Origin of the sequence: Proteus sp. fly-1008 (assembly GCF_040140305.1) — a bacterium.
In the GTDB taxonomy this organism is placed as follows: domain Bacteria; phylum Pseudomonadota; class Gammaproteobacteria; order Enterobacterales; family Enterobacteriaceae; genus Proteus; species Proteus vulgaris_B.
In genome coordinates this window covers 393,702-407,821 of record NZ_JBEEWH010000001.1, presented here as the reverse complement: position 1 = coordinate 407,821, position 14,120 = coordinate 393,702, and the positions used below count along the sequence as shown (strand labels likewise).

Sequence of the window (14,120 nt, the reverse complement as noted above, 5' to 3'; positions counted from 1 at the left end):
ATGCATATTTAGATATATCTAAAACTTGATCATTTAGATATATCGGTTTATATTGCATTATATAAATTCGATATATCTAAAACAATGAGGGAATATTTATGATGATTCGAGCATTACATTCACTTTATCAACAACGCGCCGAAAACGGCGAACATGGTAACCATGGTCACGGAAAAGGACGTTGTGGGGGTAAAGGGAAACAAGATCGACACCATGGAAATCACGGCGAGCATTGCTGTCATGGCGAACATGGGCATGAAGGTCACGGTGAATGTCGTCACGGTGAACATGGTCACGGGCATAAAGGTCGCAGTGAATGCTGTCATGGAGAACATGATCACGGACATAAAGGTCGTGGTGAATGTTGTCATGGTGAACATGATCACGGACATGAAGGTCGCGGTGAACGTTGTCATAGCGAACATGGTTTTGAAAAACAAGGTAAACAACGCGGTCGTGGATGTGGTGGGCGAGGTAAAGGCCAAGGTCGTCAATTAAAACGTATGTTTGATCATGGTGATTTACGAGTTTTATTGCTCAGCATGATTGCGAAAAAGCCGAGCCATGGTTATGAAATTATTCGTGAAATAGATGAAGCCTCGTCAGGATTATATGTGCCTAGCCCTGGTGTTATTTATCCAACACTAACATTACTTGAAGAGCAAGATCTACTGGTTGCCACTATTGCTGAAAAAGGTCGTAAAAATTACAGCATCACACCTGAAGGCTCTGCATTTTTAACTGAACATCAGGAAATAGATGCCAATATTCAAAGAAAACTTGCTTATGCGAGAGACTTGTCTCAAAACGCGGGTGGTGTTTCTGAAGAGATTGAGTCTGCTGTTGGAAAATTAAAGGCTGTATTACGCCATAAACTGGTGTTAAAAGAGCTTTCAGTGGAAAAAGCGGAACGTATTGCTTCTATTCTTAATGAAGCAGTTGAGAAAATCGAAGCTATTAATGAGGCATTGATCTCAGAGGAAAGGGAAGATGAATAAAACAGATACTCAACCACAAAATACAAGAAGACATAATGAAATAGAAAAAGAGGATTTAGAAAATAATCCAGCTGTAAAAGAACAAATTTGCCCTAAAATGCCAGTTTCTTACTTTCGTAGAGCATTACGTAAACCTGGCAGAATATGATAATGATGGACGGAGGTTATCATAATATGACCTCTGTCAGTTTTTTTCTATCTGTTGTTTCTCCTCGCCTACTGCTTTATAAAAATGGTTTTTAAATAACAGAAACCAACAATTTCCTTGTAAAACTCGTTTTATTTCCTAATTACTATCTTAGCAATCACTCCTTTATTTATTTTTATAAGTCATCATTTTTTGATGACCATTTGTAGCATTTTCCTTAGGTTATTGTACTGATATCAAAAAAATCACAAATGATTGTGGAAATGTTCCACATTAGCGATTATTTTATTTAGGTTAGTGAGCCATTATAAAAATAGAAAACGTAAACCAGAGATATTCTTGTAATAACAATAAAATAAATACTAGATCAAAATAATAAACGTTCGTAAGCACTTAAACGAGAATAAGTGCATTACTTCAAACGTATACCTTACTTGATAATACGTGCATTTAATGCACATAAATTAGAGAAAGGTAACATAGATAGTGGTTTATTTATTGTTGAGAATAGAAATAGCGATACGAATAAACGGTTGATATCTATAAAAATATTGCCGCATAAAAATAATAATACGCTATATCAAATAGGACAATCGATCGACTAAGTTGATTGTTATGTATTTGCCGTACCTATTTAATCAACATTTGCTAACTTAGGAATATTCGAATGAAAGTGAAAGCATTATCTGTAGTGATAAGTTTGATACTCGCTACACCGTTATGTGCTAATGCACAAACTGATATAAGTGCTATAGAAGCAAGATTAAATGCGTTAGAACAACGTGCTAATGCGGCTGAAGCAAGAGCTGTTGCAGCAGAACAAAAAGCCGCTCGTCTTGAGCAACTTATTAATTTAAATAATGGTTCTAAAGTAAAACCTGTAAATAACGTTACTGCAATAAATATGGAGCAACGCATTGCTGTATTAGAAAAGCAATCAGATGAAGCTCAAGCTAAAGCCAATATCGCTCAGGCTCAGCTAAATGAACTTCAACAAAAACAGTCAGTTCAGCTTACTAATACAGGAAATAAAGAAGGTACAGGTTTTTTCTCTACTAATACAAATTGGGGTGATCTCAAATTGTATGGAGATGTTGAATATAATATTGATGCAGCAAGTAAAAAAGGTCAATTAACATCAATGAGAATGATGCCTGGTAAGCAAAAAGACTTTGAAGATAATGAAAAATGGTCACTTAATGGGCGGATTTTAATCGGTATTGATGGTGAACGAGAATTAAAAAATGGCAATTATGCTGGTTTTCGTGTTCAGCCTATGGCTGACATGACGGGTAAAATGAATCTAGATGATGCTGCTTTTTACTTTGGCCAACGTAATAAATGGGAATATAAAATTGGCCGTTATGAAGCGTTTGATATGTTTCCTTTGAATCAAGATACTTTCGTCGAATATTCAGGTAATACTGCAAATGATTTATATGGTGATGGTTTTGGCTATATTTATATGATGAAAGAAGGGCGTGGCCGTAGTAGTGATGGTGGTAGCATGATGGTTAACACACATTACAACGACTGGTATTTTGAGTTAAATGCGTTAGTTGAAGATGGAACTTCAGTTTTCAAAGATGGTGAGTATCACGGGCGTAAACTTGATAATCGTAAAAATGTTATTTATATGCGACCAGTTGTTGCATGGCAGAAAGATAACCTAACAATTGCAGGTGCGATAGACGCAAACGTAATAAGTAAAGCTTATGGTTATGAGGATGAATATGGAAAATTCCAAGATCAATCACGTCGCACTGGCTATGGGCTAACGTTAAAATGGGATACTTTAGCTGATGATCCTACTAATGGCATTGTTGCAAACTTAAGTGCTGCTTATCTTGATGCTAAAGATGAAAATGATTTTTCAATAGGTAGTAATATATTGTGGCGTAAATTCCAATTAGGTTATATCTATGCACATAATGATATTAAAGCTTATTATCAAACAAGCGGGCATAATGGGCAAAATGAAACCTATCTAACGCTTAATCCTGGTAAGTACAATATCAATACAGTATTTGCTTCTTACGAACTGCCTAATATCTTGGATATGGATAATTTTAAAACCTATTTAGGTGCTTATTATTCGCGGATAGATGGCAAAGACGAGATAAATGTACATAGTAGCGATAAAGATCGCTACGGTGCTCGTGTTCGCTTTAAGTATCTCTTTTAATTTTATTTTTTGATACTTTATGTTAGGTATTAGTCTTACATCTAAAGACTTCAAATTTTAATGTACTGTTATTAATTGAAGTCTTTGCCTTTTTATATATAGCGATAAGTATGTAAAACCTCAAATACCTGATAAAAGAAAGGCTTTAACGAGTTTTTCAACCTGCCACTCTTTAATGTCAGAAACTTGTCCATCACCAACCTCAACTAAGCGTAATTCTCCAGCCGTGTTTTTGACTACATCTATGGAATAAAAAGGCGTATTTATCTGTTTCGCTACTTTTCTTACAAACTCAGGAATTTCATTATCTGCAGAAAATATTTTCTTATTTAAAACAAAATATCTACGTTCACTATTATTAATAAATTCTTCAACCCGGCGAAGGCTGACGCCACCTTCAATATTTCCCCTAAATTGTGTAATCAATTTTAGTATTTCCCTAATATCATCTGCATTTTTAGCGATAGAGCCTCTCGTTGTCGTTAACGATTTTACATAATCTTTCACAAAATAGGCTGGCCATTGAAGCTGCTTAGTTAACTTTTCAAAATCCGTTTCTGCATTAACAATGACGGTTTCTGGTGTGAACTTTTTACAATATTCATACCAACCAGTTATGTGGTGATTACGAATATAATCTTCTGGTGTTTCAAGCATTTTTCCGCCATGAATATCCACGGCATCGTATAACTGTTGATACTCATTTTTATTTAGCATCCAACCTCGCCAAATAACGGGGTGTTCTGATTTAAAAGGGTGTGAAAACTTATATTTACCCAATGGTATATCTTCAGATGAGAGCAACAAGCAATGAATATTGAGTGCTTTGGCACAACGATATTCTTGCTCAAAGGCCTCATCGGGTTTGCCAGTTTTAGAATAGTCATCAGGGTAAATTATTTGCATAAGTAATTTCTTTTAGTTCGATAAATTTAATTGGATGTATTTTAATGCTTTATTTAATGGTTTGAAGCTTTTTACTCTTAATTACATATTCTCTTTTTTAAGTTGTGAGATCTCTCGATTTTTTGATCTTTTCCCTGCTAGATAACGGATTTTACTCGTGTCATAGTTTTATTTCCTGTCATAATCTGTTTAGCAATTACAGACATAAAATAACGTATTTAAATACGATTAATATTAAGTAGGAAATACTTCAATGCCTTTCTATACACAAAACAGTTATCCAAATAATAATAAGACCTATAAGCAAAATAGAATAAAAACACTATTAATAGGTTTGGCCTTAATTCCTTCCTTCGTATTTGCAGATGACCTGTCACAATTACCACAAAAAGAGCGAGTAGCTTATTTTACTCAAGTCCAGCAAGCCGGGATCACAGGAGTTGCTATTAAAACCAAACCTGTATTGGCAAGGCCGGCTAAAGAAGGCGAGATCATCACAACCATTATTAAAGGTGAAGGTGTTGAAACTGTCTCTGAACCTGCAAAAGTAGGGGATTGGGTTGTGCAAAATATCTGTCCAGAGACAGGTAATGAAGAAATATTGGTAAGAAAAGCTAAATTTGTTCAACGCTATAATGTTGCAGAGAAAAACAAAATTAATTTAATTTCTTATCCTAATGATTATCAAGCTTTTATTCCGAAAGGAATTGAAATGAATTATTTTATTGTGCCAGGATCTACACCCGCTTTTGCAATGAAAGCCCCATGGGGAGAATTGCAACGTTTTCAACCAGGTGATGCGGTTGTTCAATCCACGATGGATAGCCAAGATATTTATCGTATTCAAAAGGCGGCATTTGAGTGTACTTATACTATTCTTAAACCTGCCAAATTAGCACAATAGTATTAAGCTAATCTGTGATAGGTTGAATTATTATTTTTATAATTCATAACGTTATAAGTATATCGCTATTTAAGACAAGGATATTAAATAAAGAGACTGGTTGATAGTAAGTAAGGCATACTGCCATGTTGTTTAGTTGCTTTAATAGCTACATTTCGTTAACCTATCTCTATCAATTTCTTCAACTCATTAGGTAAAACCTATTGAACTGATAGCAGGAATGTATTAGCTATTCTCAAATGGAATAGGTACATTAGTTCCCATACCAAACAGGAGGAAATACAATGTCTTTAATTAATACCCCAATCAAACCATTCAAAAACATGGCATTTAAAGACGGTCAATTCGTAGAAGTGACTGAAAAGGACGTCGAAGGCAAATGGAGCGTTTTCTTCTTTTACCCTGCAGACTTCACTTTTGTGTGCCCAACCGAATTAGGTGACTTAGCGGATCATTATGCTGAGTTCCAAAAAATGGGCGTAGAAATTTATTCAGTTTCTACCGATACACATTTTACCCATAAAGCATGGCACAGCAGCTCAGAAACTATCGGTAAAATCAAATATGGTATGATTGGCGACCCAACTGGCGCATTAACTCGTAACTTCGAAAATATGCGTGAGAACGAAGGTCTTGCAGACCGCGGTACTTTCGTTGTTGACCCACAAGGTATCATCCAAGCAATTGAAATCACAGCTGAAGGTATTGGCCGTGATGCATCAGACCTGCTGCGTAAAGTTAAAGCTGCTCAGTATGTAGCTAGCCACCCAGGCGAAGTTTGTCCAGCAAAATGGAAAGAAGGTGATGCAACTTTAGCTCCATCACTGGATTTAGTTGGCAAAATCTAAATAAGAATTAAGCCACTAAAAAAGTTATTTATCGGGTGTTTCGGCACCCGATTTTATTGAGGGTGCAAAAATGTTAGATAATAATTTAAAAGCTCAATTGAAAGCTTATTTAGAACGATTAACTCAGCCAGTTGAGTTAGTAGCAACATTAGACGACAGTAAACATTCAGCTGATATTCAAGCGCTATTAAAAGAAATCGAACCATTATCCGATAAAGTCACTTATCGTGAAGATAATAACGCTGATGTACGTAAACCATCTTTTCTTATTACTAACCCAGGAAAAGAAACGGGTGTTCGTTTTGCCGGTTCACCATTAGGCCATGAATTTACTTCATTAGTTTTAGCATTACTGCAAACTGGTGGTCACCCATCAAAAGAAGCACAAGAATTACTTGAACAAATTCGTCAGTTAGACGGTGAGTTTCATTTCGAAACCTATTATTCGCTCTCTTGTCATAACTGCCCAGATGTTGTTCAGGCATTAAACTTAATGGCGATTTTAAATCCGAAGGTCACACATACAGCGATCGACGGTGGCATGTTCCAAAATGAAATTCAGGAACGCAATATTATGGGCGTTCCAGCTGTATTCTTAAATGGTAACGAATTTGGTCAAGGTCGTATGACTTTAGCTGAAATCGTTAACAAAATAGACAGCAATGCAGAAAAGCGTACTGCGGAATTATTAAACCAAAAAGATGCATTTGATGTATTGATTGTTGGTAGTGGCCCTGCAGGTGCATCAGCTGCAGTTTATTCAGCGCGTAAAGGTTTAAACACAGGTCTTATTGGTGAGCGCTTTGGCGGTCAAGTTCTTGATACTGTTGATATTGAAAACTATATCTCTGTACCAAAAACAGAAGGTGCAAAACTTGCAGGTGCATTAAAAGCCCACGTTGATGATTATCAAGTGGATGTGATTGATAGCCAAACAGTCAGTCGTTTAATCCCAGGCGCATCAGAAGGGGAATTACACCAAATTGAAACAGCATCAGGTGCAATTTTAAAAACCCGTAGCTTAATTATTGCAACAGGTGCTCGCTGGAGAAATATGAATGTTCCTGGTGAAAATGAGTACCGTACTCGTGGTGTAACTTATTGTCCACACTGTGATGGCCCTCTATTTAAAGGCAAAAGAGTCGCCGTGATTGGTGGTGGTAACTCAGGTGTTGAAGCTGCAATTGACTTAGCAGGCTTAGTCGAACATGTCACAGTGTTAGAATTTGCGCCAGAAATGAGAGCCGATGCTGTATTACAGAAAAAACTGCGTAGCTTAAGCAATGTAGAAGTTATCTTAAATGCTCAAACTACAGAAGTGTATGGTGATGGTACTAAATTAACCGGTCTAAAATATAAAGATCGTACCAATGATTCTATGCACGATATTGCGTTAGCAGGTATTTTTGTTCAAATTGGCTTATTACCTAATACGCAGTGGTTAGAAGGTACTGTTGAGCGTAATAAGATGGGCGAAATTATTGTTGATGCTCGTGGTGAAACTAATATTAAAGGTGTTTTTGCCGCAGGTGACTGTACTACAGTACCGTATAAGCAAATTATTATCGCCGCCGGTGAAGGTGCTAAAGCCTCACTTAGCGCATTTGATTACTTGATCCGCACGACTGCAAAATAAGTAAATCAAAGATAATCAATCAGTTATAGAGAAAGGCATCTTTTTTAAGATGCCTTTTTTTGTACATAAAACCATCAAAAAGGGCTGAAAAGTGCCCCTAAGTGTTCAAGTGTGGACAATATGTGGACACTCTAAACCAGTAATTCTGTACTACCTTTCAAGGGGTTATATTGAATGGCATCTTGTAAGAAGTCTGGAGCAAAGTGTGCATAGGTCAACGTTTGTTGCAAATTAGTGTGTCCTAATATGCGTTGTAACGTAATAATACTTCCGCCGTTCATCATAAAATGGGTGGCGAATGTATGGCGTAATGCATGGGTTGCCTGACCTAATGCCATACTGGGCTTCACTTTTTTAATTGCTCTACGAAACATGTGATAAGACGTTTCAGTAAAGAGCAATCCTGATTTCTTTGTACAAATCATGTCTGCAACAGCTTGAGAAATTGGCACAATTCTTGGCTTATTGGTTTTGGTGTACGTAAATCTCACCTTATTTTGGATCACATGTTCACGTTTTAGCTTGAGTGCTTCACCCCAGCGGGCACCAGTGCTTAAACAGAGAACGGCAACTTTTAGGTTGTCACCTTCCAATAATGCTAATAATTGCTGAATTTCATTATCTGTTAGATATGACATTTCAGTCGTTTGCTGTTTTAACCGTGATATTCCTTGAACGGGATGTTTACTTAAAAAGAAATCCGTTTTTTTAAGCGCCGTAAACATACCGCTGAGTGCTGAGATATCCCTATTTATCGTTGAGGCTTTTACGCCAGAAGCGAGTCTAAGCTCACGATAAAGTACCAATTGCTTATCGGTTAATTGGCAAACAGGGGGATTATTCAGTGATTCAGCAATACGCCTCACTCTTAGGTGTGTCATTCTTCCATAAGGTGTATTTTTGCCGAACACTTCCCACCAAATATCAATTAAATCGCTAAGAGGGCGAATATCGGTTGATGTTTCTACCCAATCTTTTGTTTGCTGATTAGCCAGTGAATAACGTTCAAATAAAATAGCTTCTTGCTTCTTTTCAAAGCGTCGTCTGATCCGTTTTCCGTGACGGCCAGCCGGTCTAATGTCCACTTCATATTGACCATTTTCGAGTTTCTTAATTGTCATAAGAAAGCCCTCCAATGGAACAAATGCTTTGCGAATCAATAAATTCGCAAAATGCTTGATGTATTGTTATCCAATTTTCTTGTCTGAGTGGGATGATTGCGTGCTGTCTTGCCCACTGTGTGCGAGTGCCGGTGCGATTTGCCCAGCATCAGGATTAACTTCATCGAACATAAACCAGTCTCGATATTTCCTGAATACTTTGGCGGAAAAGATTTTCACACCTGATTCAAACGTCATTTTCGATTTGTCATTTTCATAACCGTGGTAGGTTGCATAATTTAGCCCAACCAAATCAGCGAGTTCCCTTTTTGTCATCTGTTCGGAGTTACGCATTAATCGTAATTTCTCACCTTGCGATCTTGATATTATGTGGAGTTCTCCATGTTGTATCGAGTATTAGATATTTCCTTGCAATGAAGCAAAGAGTACGAAAGCGCTATAAAGCGCCTGACATAAGAGGGTAGCAGATGAGAGAGAAAATCGTAAGTCTGTCAGATGGCGTGACTGAGGAAAAATTTGCTGAATTAATCGGTAAGCCGGCGAGTGCAGTTGCAGATATGCGCAAAGCAGGAAAGTTACCCATTGTTCAAATGAAAAGACCGGGTTCAAGTAGAGCCGAAAACTATGTTTATCTGCCTGCATGGAATAACGGTTTAAAGATGGCTTATGAATCTTTACCAAAAGAGATGCGTGACGGTTGGTTAGTGTGGTTAGGACTGAAATCATGATACGACAAATAACTGAGCATAGTTTTCTGTATCGTGGCTTTACGATTATTAAGTTGCCACGAAAAGCAATGAACCCAGTTACTCGTTATCACGTTTGGCTAGATGATCAGTCATTCGGTAAGTTTGATGCAATGGCTGAGGCGGTTAAATATATTGATGGGTTAAGGAAAGCTAAAAATGAAAAGTAATTCAATCGTTAAGAATACACAAAATGGGGTATATATTTGTATTGAAGATAAATATTCACCAATAAATAGTATTGTTTTTGAATTATCACAGTTGATACATTTTATTCCAGTTAATAATATTGGTAATACAGTTTTAATTTCTGTAAGTGGAATGGCTGACTTTAGCCCAAGTATTCCGTTTGCAAAATTTTTAAGTTTTTTTCGTTATATCATTGAGCGAAGTCAGAAACTAAATAGCCACTCACATTTATTTACGATAACAATAAATAAAGATTTGTCTTGTGAATGGCAATGTTAGTTAATTAAAAATGTTTACGGCGTGCAGATGGATGTAAATCACCAATATCAAATTTAGAAGAGAATTCTTTTGAAAAATGCATATTGGGAATTAATACGCCAGCAGAATCGACAATAGGGGATGAAATGATTTCATTTTTAAATATTTCAGCTTTTAAGCGAGCTGTCTCATATGAAGGCAGATGCGTTTCTTGCTTTATAACTAAGTTGGTTATGCCGTTGAAATCAGAGAGTGCGATCCAGTGCCAACCATTGGATGTTTCTTCAAATTTAAAATATATCAGGCTCTTATCGTCACAGACATCTAAATCAGCTTGCTCAGTATATAAAATAGTTTCTTCTAAATTATCAATGGATTCCATTCTAGAAGAAAAAGCTGGACTAGCTATTTTTAAATCATTATATACCAGCTCCCAATAAGAGCTTTGTTTAATTACATGAACATAAAATTTCATTGGATTTCCTTTTTTGCAATGGTTTTTATGCCTGTTTCCTGTCAAGAAATTGCAGGCATAAAAAATATACCATACACCATGTTTCCGATCATGGATAAAAAATCGGTTCAAACGATTTAATTAGATTATCAATATTTAGAAATTAAATAATGACCTTTATCGGTCAGGGCTTTTTATTACCTAAAAATGAGGTTTTAAAATGAGAAATATTCCAGAACCTATATTTACGCCTGTAGCTGAAAATATAAAAGCAAATAGAGAAGATGAACGTAAATCATTAATAAATCATTTTGCCGATCGTCAGCGTCAATTAGCCAACAAAGTATTAATAGATAAATTAGATTACGCGCAGGTTCACCAGTTATTAATTGGTGAGGCAGATAAATTGGAGTCAGAAGCAGGAGAACTTAATTATGTCTGATGCAGTTGATCGTGCCAATGAATATGCAGAGCGAGTGCTGGAACAAAATATTCAAGCAACGAGAAAGGCAATAAAGAGTGTATCGGCGTTTAAATGTGAGAATTGTGATCATCCAATACCTCAAGCCCGTCGCCAAGCAGTTATAGGCTGCACATTATGTATTGATTGCCAAATATTGCTTGAGCTAAAAGAAAAACATTATCACAGCATATGAGAATCATTTTTTATAAGTAAATAAAAAGCACACAACCTGCGGGATAGGCAGTTATTGTGTGCTCTAAGGTTATCTCATGAAATCATACCATATTCAGGCGTTATTACCTCGTCTTATACACGATTTTCAATTCAAAGAGCAAAATGGCTATTTGCGTCAAGGTGTTTGCCCAAGCTGTAAGAAAAAAGAGTTATTTACTTCAATTGAAATGCCGTTTGTGTTGCGTTGTGGCCGTGAGAATAAATGTGGTGCTGAATTGATCGTAAAAGAAATTTATCCCGATATATTTGACGATTGGTCAACTCATTACCCTAAGACACAACAAGCACCCAATGCGGCAGCAGATGCCTATTTACAGCACGCTAGAGGGTTGAACATTGAGCCATTAAAGGGGCTCTATTCAGAATCTAGTTATCATGCTAATGGGTTAGGTGCTGCAACAGTTAAATTTGCGTTACCAGAGGGCGCATATTGGGAACGTATTATTGATAGACCATCAAGATTTGATCGTAAAGCTAACTTTTTTGGTTCTTATAAAGGGCATTGGTGGTCATTACCCCAACAAGATTTAACACAAGCTAAAGAGATCTGGCTTACTGAAGGTATTTTTGATGCGCTAAGTCTTATTCAAAATGGTATGACAGCAGTTTCACTGATGACTTGCCATAATTATCCTGAAATTGCTTTAGCCAAGTTAAAAGCAGAAATTGGTAGCAATAAAAAACCGTTATTGATTTGGGCATTAGATAATGGTGCAGCTGGCGAACGGGCTATGAGTAAGTTTGTTGCGCGTAGTCATGAGGAAGGTTGGAAAGCGACTGCCACCAGACCAGCAGAAGTTGATAATGGGAACGATTGGAATGACTTGCACATGAAAGGCAAGTTAACTGAACGAGATATGGCTCGTTATCGTTATTATGGGAAGTTGCTATTAGCTTCCACTGCGTTTGAAAAAGCACGTTTAATGTTTAATTGGACGGAGCGTTCAGAGTTTGATTTTCAGCATGATAACCGTTTGTATTGGTTTAAGTTAGATATCGACAAAATGATGAAGACGATTGAGCGTATTCATGATGCAGAGCCTGATTTAGATGAGGATGAAGCCAGACAAAAAGCCGTTAAAGAGTCTGGCGCCGTAATTGAAATAGCCAACTGTTACCCCACGCCATTATATTTCCAAAAATCGGTAGAGACCGATGAATCATGGTATTACATCCGTGTTGATTTTCCTCGACAGCCACAAGTTAAAGCGACTTTTACCGCCTCACAATTAACGAGTGCCAGTGAATTTAAAAAGCGTTTATTACATGTGGCAAAAGGGGCGGTTTATACAGGTACAACTTTACAATTAGATCGTATTTGCAAACAGGCATTGCCTGATATCAAAGAGGTGATCACTCAAAATTATGTGGGCTACAACAAAGAATATGGTGTGTATGTATTTAATGATGTGGCAATACAAGACGGTAAGTGTTTTACGTTGAATGAGGAAGATTATTTTTCTTTAAATAAACTCGATATTAAGACGTTAAGCCTTAGCCCATCATTATCTATTAATACGGATTTTAGCGAATTTGATACCAATTGGTTAGGCTCTCTTTGGGAGGCTTTTGGTGTGAAGGGCTATGTTGTATTAGCGTTTTGGGTTGGGTCCCTTTTTGCTGAACAAATACGAAGAACACATAAGAGTTATCCTTTTTTAGAGATTTGCGGTGAGCCGGGTTCGGGTAAAAGTACCTTAATTGAGTTTTTATGGCGTTTATGTGGTCGTGCAGATTATGAAGGGTTCGATGCATCAAAATCGAGTGTTGCAGCTCGGGGGCGTAATTTTTCACAAATTAGTAATTTACCAGTGTGCTTAATTGAAAGTGATCGCGTACAAGATAACGCAAAACTAAAAGCGTTTGATTGGGAGGAGTTGAAATCTTTGTATAACGGCCGTGCAACTCGTTCGTTAGGGGTAAAAAACAGTGGTAATGAGACTTATGAGCCATTATTTAAAGGCAGTATTGTGATTGCACAGAATGCCGAGATTAATGCCTCACGAGCTATTTTAGAGAGAATAATTCATCTTTATACTGATAAGGCTGAGCAAAGCGTAGAAACCCGTTATGCAGCCATTGCTCTTGAACGTTATCCCATTGAAAAGTTATCAGGTTTTTTACCTAAGGTATTAATGAAAGAAGCTGCAATATTAAAACAATACAATGAGCGTGTAGATGATTTGCAGGCGCAGTTATTTGCGGATAAGGCGATTAACCATGAGCGGATCGCCAAGAATCATGCACAGTTAATCGCATTATTGGAAACATTAGCATTGGTATTGCCAGTAAAAGATGCGCATATCCGACAGACACGTAACTTTATTATTGAGTTAGCTAAACAACGTGTTCAAGCCATTCAGTTGGATCAACCGCCAGTTATGGAATTTTGGGATATGTTCGATTATCTACAAGATAATGAGCCATTTGGTGTTAATCATAGTATTGAGCAGGGCGTTTATGCAGTGAATTTTAACCATATTGCGCAGGTTGCCAGTGAACACAGACAATCAATGTTATTAAATACTGATATTAAAAACTTACTGAAAGCAGGGCGTATGCGTAAGTTTGTGGGTATTAAGACTGTGAGGAGTGTAGTAAACAGTCAATTTAATAATTCACTGGCGATAGGGAGTGCGCTAAAAAGACCTGAAGTAATTAAGTGCTGGGTATTTCAGGAAAACAGCGAGAGTTAGTTTCTCCCTTCATTCATCTAAAGGCTGCCGATGTGTAGCCTTTCTTTTATCTATAGAAAATCATCAAGTCATTATCATAATTACCAAGAGCAACAAAATAGAGAAGATATAAATATTTGTACAATAAATAATCATTGTTAAGTGTCTTTTATATAAATAGAAAATTAGTGGGAGGGGTTCGGAAAGCGGTTACAATGGTTACAAAATTAAAATAGGCTTATATCTTATTGATTAAACGTAGAAATATAGGAATTAGGAAAGGTTACAAATGAGTTACTTTGTAGTTACGTGTAACCGTTTAAAGAGGTTACAAATAAAAAATATAACTTATTGT

Annotated in this window: 16 protein-coding genes; 12 read left to right on the top strand and 4 right to left on the bottom strand. The window is 36.8% G+C overall.

Annotated features, from left to right (window positions below; all coding sequences use genetic code 11):
- Window positions 1-98: 98 nt before the first annotated feature.
- The 3 genes from ABN256_RS01920 (at window position 99) to ABN256_RS01910 (ending at window position 3,331) form a co-directional block, all read left to right on the top strand.
- Window positions 99-998, top strand: coding sequence for a PadR family transcriptional regulator (locus ABN256_RS01920; protein WP_349439031.1), 900 nt, complete (start codon window positions 99-101; stop codon window positions 996-998).
- Window positions 991-1,146: a hypothetical protein gene (locus tag ABN256_RS01915; RefSeq protein WP_164526352.1), complete on the top strand. Its 156-nt coding sequence runs from the start codon at window positions 991-993 to the stop codon at window positions 1,144-1,146. Before ABN256_RS01920 ends, ABN256_RS01915 begins: the two co-directional genes overlap by 8 nt.
- Window positions 1,147-1,813: 667 nt before the next feature.
- Window positions 1,814-3,331, top strand: a complete 1,518-nt coding sequence (locus ABN256_RS01910) for a carbohydrate porin (RefSeq protein ID WP_340893038.1) — start codon at window positions 1,814-1,816, stop codon at window positions 3,329-3,331.
- A gap of 120 nt (window positions 3,332-3,451) precedes the next feature.
- Here the strand turns inward: ABN256_RS01910 and ABN256_RS01905 are convergent, their stop codons facing one another.
- Window positions 3,452-4,237 carry an ATP-grasp domain-containing protein gene (locus tag ABN256_RS01905; protein WP_196552974.1) on the bottom strand — a complete coding sequence of 262 codons (786 nt, stop codon included), beginning with the start codon at window positions 4,235-4,237 and terminating at the stop codon, window positions 3,452-3,454.
- A gap of 253 nt (window positions 4,238-4,490) precedes the next feature.
- Between ABN256_RS01905 and ABN256_RS01900 the strand changes: the two genes are divergently transcribed.
- The 3 genes from ABN256_RS01900 to ahpF all read left to right on the top strand — a co-directional run bounded on the left by ABN256_RS01900 (window position 4,491) and on the right by ahpF (window position 7,625).
- Window positions 4,491-5,141 carry a hypothetical protein gene (locus tag ABN256_RS01900; RefSeq protein ID WP_349439030.1) on the top strand — a complete coding sequence of 217 codons (651 nt, stop codon included), beginning with the start codon at window positions 4,491-4,493 and terminating at the stop codon, window positions 5,139-5,141.
- A gap of 284 nt (window positions 5,142-5,425) precedes the next feature.
- Entirely contained in the window at window positions 5,426-5,989 is a 564-nt protein-coding gene (gene ahpC, locus ABN256_RS01895; RefSeq protein ID WP_006536680.1) for an alkyl hydroperoxide reductase subunit C, read from the top strand.
- Window positions 5,990-6,059: 70 nt separating this feature from the next.
- Window positions 6,060-7,625 carry an alkyl hydroperoxide reductase subunit F gene (ahpF, locus tag ABN256_RS01890; protein ID WP_349439028.1) on the top strand — a complete coding sequence of 522 codons (1,566 nt, stop codon included), beginning with the start codon at window positions 6,060-6,062 and terminating at the stop codon, window positions 7,623-7,625.
- Window positions 7,626-7,756: 131 nt separating this feature from the next.
- Here ahpF and ABN256_RS01885 read toward each other — a convergent pair whose 3' ends face one another.
- Entirely contained in the window at window positions 7,757-8,746 is a 990-nt protein-coding gene (locus ABN256_RS01885) for a phage integrase (RefSeq protein ID WP_109849561.1), read from the bottom strand.
- Between the two features lie 66 nt (window positions 8,747-8,812).
- Complete coding sequence (locus ABN256_RS01880) at window positions 8,813-9,112, bottom strand: helix-turn-helix transcriptional regulator (protein ID WP_349439200.1); 300 nt, start codon at window positions 9,110-9,112, stop codon at window positions 8,813-8,815.
- 101 nt (window positions 9,113-9,213) lie between these two features.
- On the opposite strand from ABN256_RS01880, the gene ABN256_RS01875 reads away from it, so the two are divergent.
- Genes ABN256_RS01875 through ABN256_RS01865 form a run of 3 tightly spaced genes read left to right on the top strand, consistent with a single transcriptional unit; the run spans window position 9,214 to window position 9,960 of the window.
- The gene (locus tag ABN256_RS01875) at window positions 9,214-9,474 is read left to right on the top strand and encodes a Cox family DNA-binding protein (RefSeq protein WP_349439026.1); all 261 of its coding nucleotides are present in this window, start codon (window positions 9,214-9,216) and stop codon (window positions 9,472-9,474) included.
- Window positions 9,471-9,662, top strand: coding sequence for a hypothetical protein (locus ABN256_RS01870; protein ID WP_109849559.1), 192 nt, complete (start codon window positions 9,471-9,473; stop codon window positions 9,660-9,662). The genes ABN256_RS01875 and ABN256_RS01870 overlap by 4 nt, the downstream gene beginning before the upstream one ends.
- Window positions 9,652-9,960: a hypothetical protein gene (locus ABN256_RS01865; RefSeq protein WP_349439025.1), complete on the top strand. Its 309-nt coding sequence runs from the start codon at window positions 9,652-9,654 to the stop codon at window positions 9,958-9,960. The genes ABN256_RS01870 and ABN256_RS01865 overlap by 11 nt, the downstream gene beginning before the upstream one ends.
- 4 nt (window positions 9,961-9,964) lie before the next feature.
- On the opposite strand, the gene ABN256_RS01860 is transcribed toward ABN256_RS01865, so the two are convergent.
- The gene (locus tag ABN256_RS01860; protein ID WP_349439023.1) at window positions 9,965-10,414 is read right to left on the bottom strand and encodes a hypothetical protein; all 450 of its coding nucleotides are present in this window, start codon (window positions 10,412-10,414) and stop codon (window positions 9,965-9,967) included.
- Window positions 10,415-10,613: 199 nt separating this feature from the next.
- Here ABN256_RS01860 and ABN256_RS01855 point away from each other — a divergent pair, with 199 nt between their 5' ends.
- The 3 genes from ABN256_RS01855 (at window position 10,614) to ABN256_RS01845 (ending at window position 13,786) form a co-directional block, all read left to right on the top strand.
- Window positions 10,614-10,835: a DUF2732 family protein gene (locus ABN256_RS01855; protein WP_110706638.1), complete on the top strand. Its 222-nt coding sequence runs from the start codon at window positions 10,614-10,616 to the stop codon at window positions 10,833-10,835.
- Entirely contained in the window at window positions 10,828-11,049 is a 222-nt protein-coding gene (locus ABN256_RS01850) for a TraR/DksA family transcriptional regulator (protein ID WP_349439022.1), read from the top strand. The genes ABN256_RS01855 and ABN256_RS01850 overlap by 8 nt, the downstream gene beginning before the upstream one ends.
- 76 nt (window positions 11,050-11,125) lie before the next feature.
- Window positions 11,126-13,786, top strand: coding sequence for a toprim domain-containing protein (locus ABN256_RS01845; protein ID WP_349439021.1), 2,661 nt, complete (start codon window positions 11,126-11,128; stop codon window positions 13,784-13,786).
- Window positions 13,787-14,120: the final 334 nt, after the last annotated feature.

Coding starts and splice junctions, on each gene's coding strand:
- ABN256_RS01865 (WP_349439025.1), top strand. CDS start 9,652: ATGAAAAGTAATTCAATCGTTAAGAATACACAAAATGGGGTATATATT.
- ABN256_RS01875 (WP_349439026.1), top strand. CDS start 9,214: ATGAGAGAGAAAATCGTAAGTCTGTCAGATGGCGTGACTGAGGAAAAA.
- ABN256_RS01900 (WP_349439030.1), top strand. CDS start 4,491: ATGCCTTTCTATACACAAAACAGTTATCCAAATAATAATAAGACCTAT.
- ABN256_RS01905 (WP_196552974.1), bottom strand. CDS start 4,237: ATGCAAATAATTTACCCTGATGACTATTCTAAAACTGGCAAACCCGAT.
- ahpC (WP_006536680.1), top strand. CDS start 5,426: ATGTCTTTAATTAATACCCCAATCAAACCATTCAAAAACATGGCATTT.
- ABN256_RS01920 (WP_349439031.1), top strand. CDS start 99: ATGATGATTCGAGCATTACATTCACTTTATCAACAACGCGCCGAAAAC.
- ABN256_RS01860 (WP_349439023.1), bottom strand. CDS start 10,414: ATGAAATTTTATGTTCATGTAATTAAACAAAGCTCTTATTGGGAGCTG.
- ABN256_RS01910 (WP_340893038.1), top strand. CDS start 1,814: ATGAAAGTGAAAGCATTATCTGTAGTGATAAGTTTGATACTCGCTACA.
- ABN256_RS01885 (WP_109849561.1), bottom strand. CDS start 8,746: ATGACAATTAAGAAACTCGAAAATGGTCAATATGAAGTGGACATTAGA.
- ABN256_RS01870 (WP_109849559.1), top strand. CDS start 9,471: ATGATACGACAAATAACTGAGCATAGTTTTCTGTATCGTGGCTTTACG.
- ABN256_RS01915 (WP_164526352.1), top strand. CDS start 991: ATGAATAAAACAGATACTCAACCACAAAATACAAGAAGACATAATGAA.
- ABN256_RS01845 (WP_349439021.1), top strand. CDS start 11,126: ATGAAATCATACCATATTCAGGCGTTATTACCTCGTCTTATACACGAT.
- ABN256_RS01855 (WP_110706638.1), top strand. CDS start 10,614: ATGAGAAATATTCCAGAACCTATATTTACGCCTGTAGCTGAAAATATA.
- ahpF (WP_349439028.1), top strand. CDS start 6,060: ATGTTAGATAATAATTTAAAAGCTCAATTGAAAGCTTATTTAGAACGA.
- ABN256_RS01850 (WP_349439022.1), top strand. CDS start 10,828: ATGTCTGATGCAGTTGATCGTGCCAATGAATATGCAGAGCGAGTGCTG.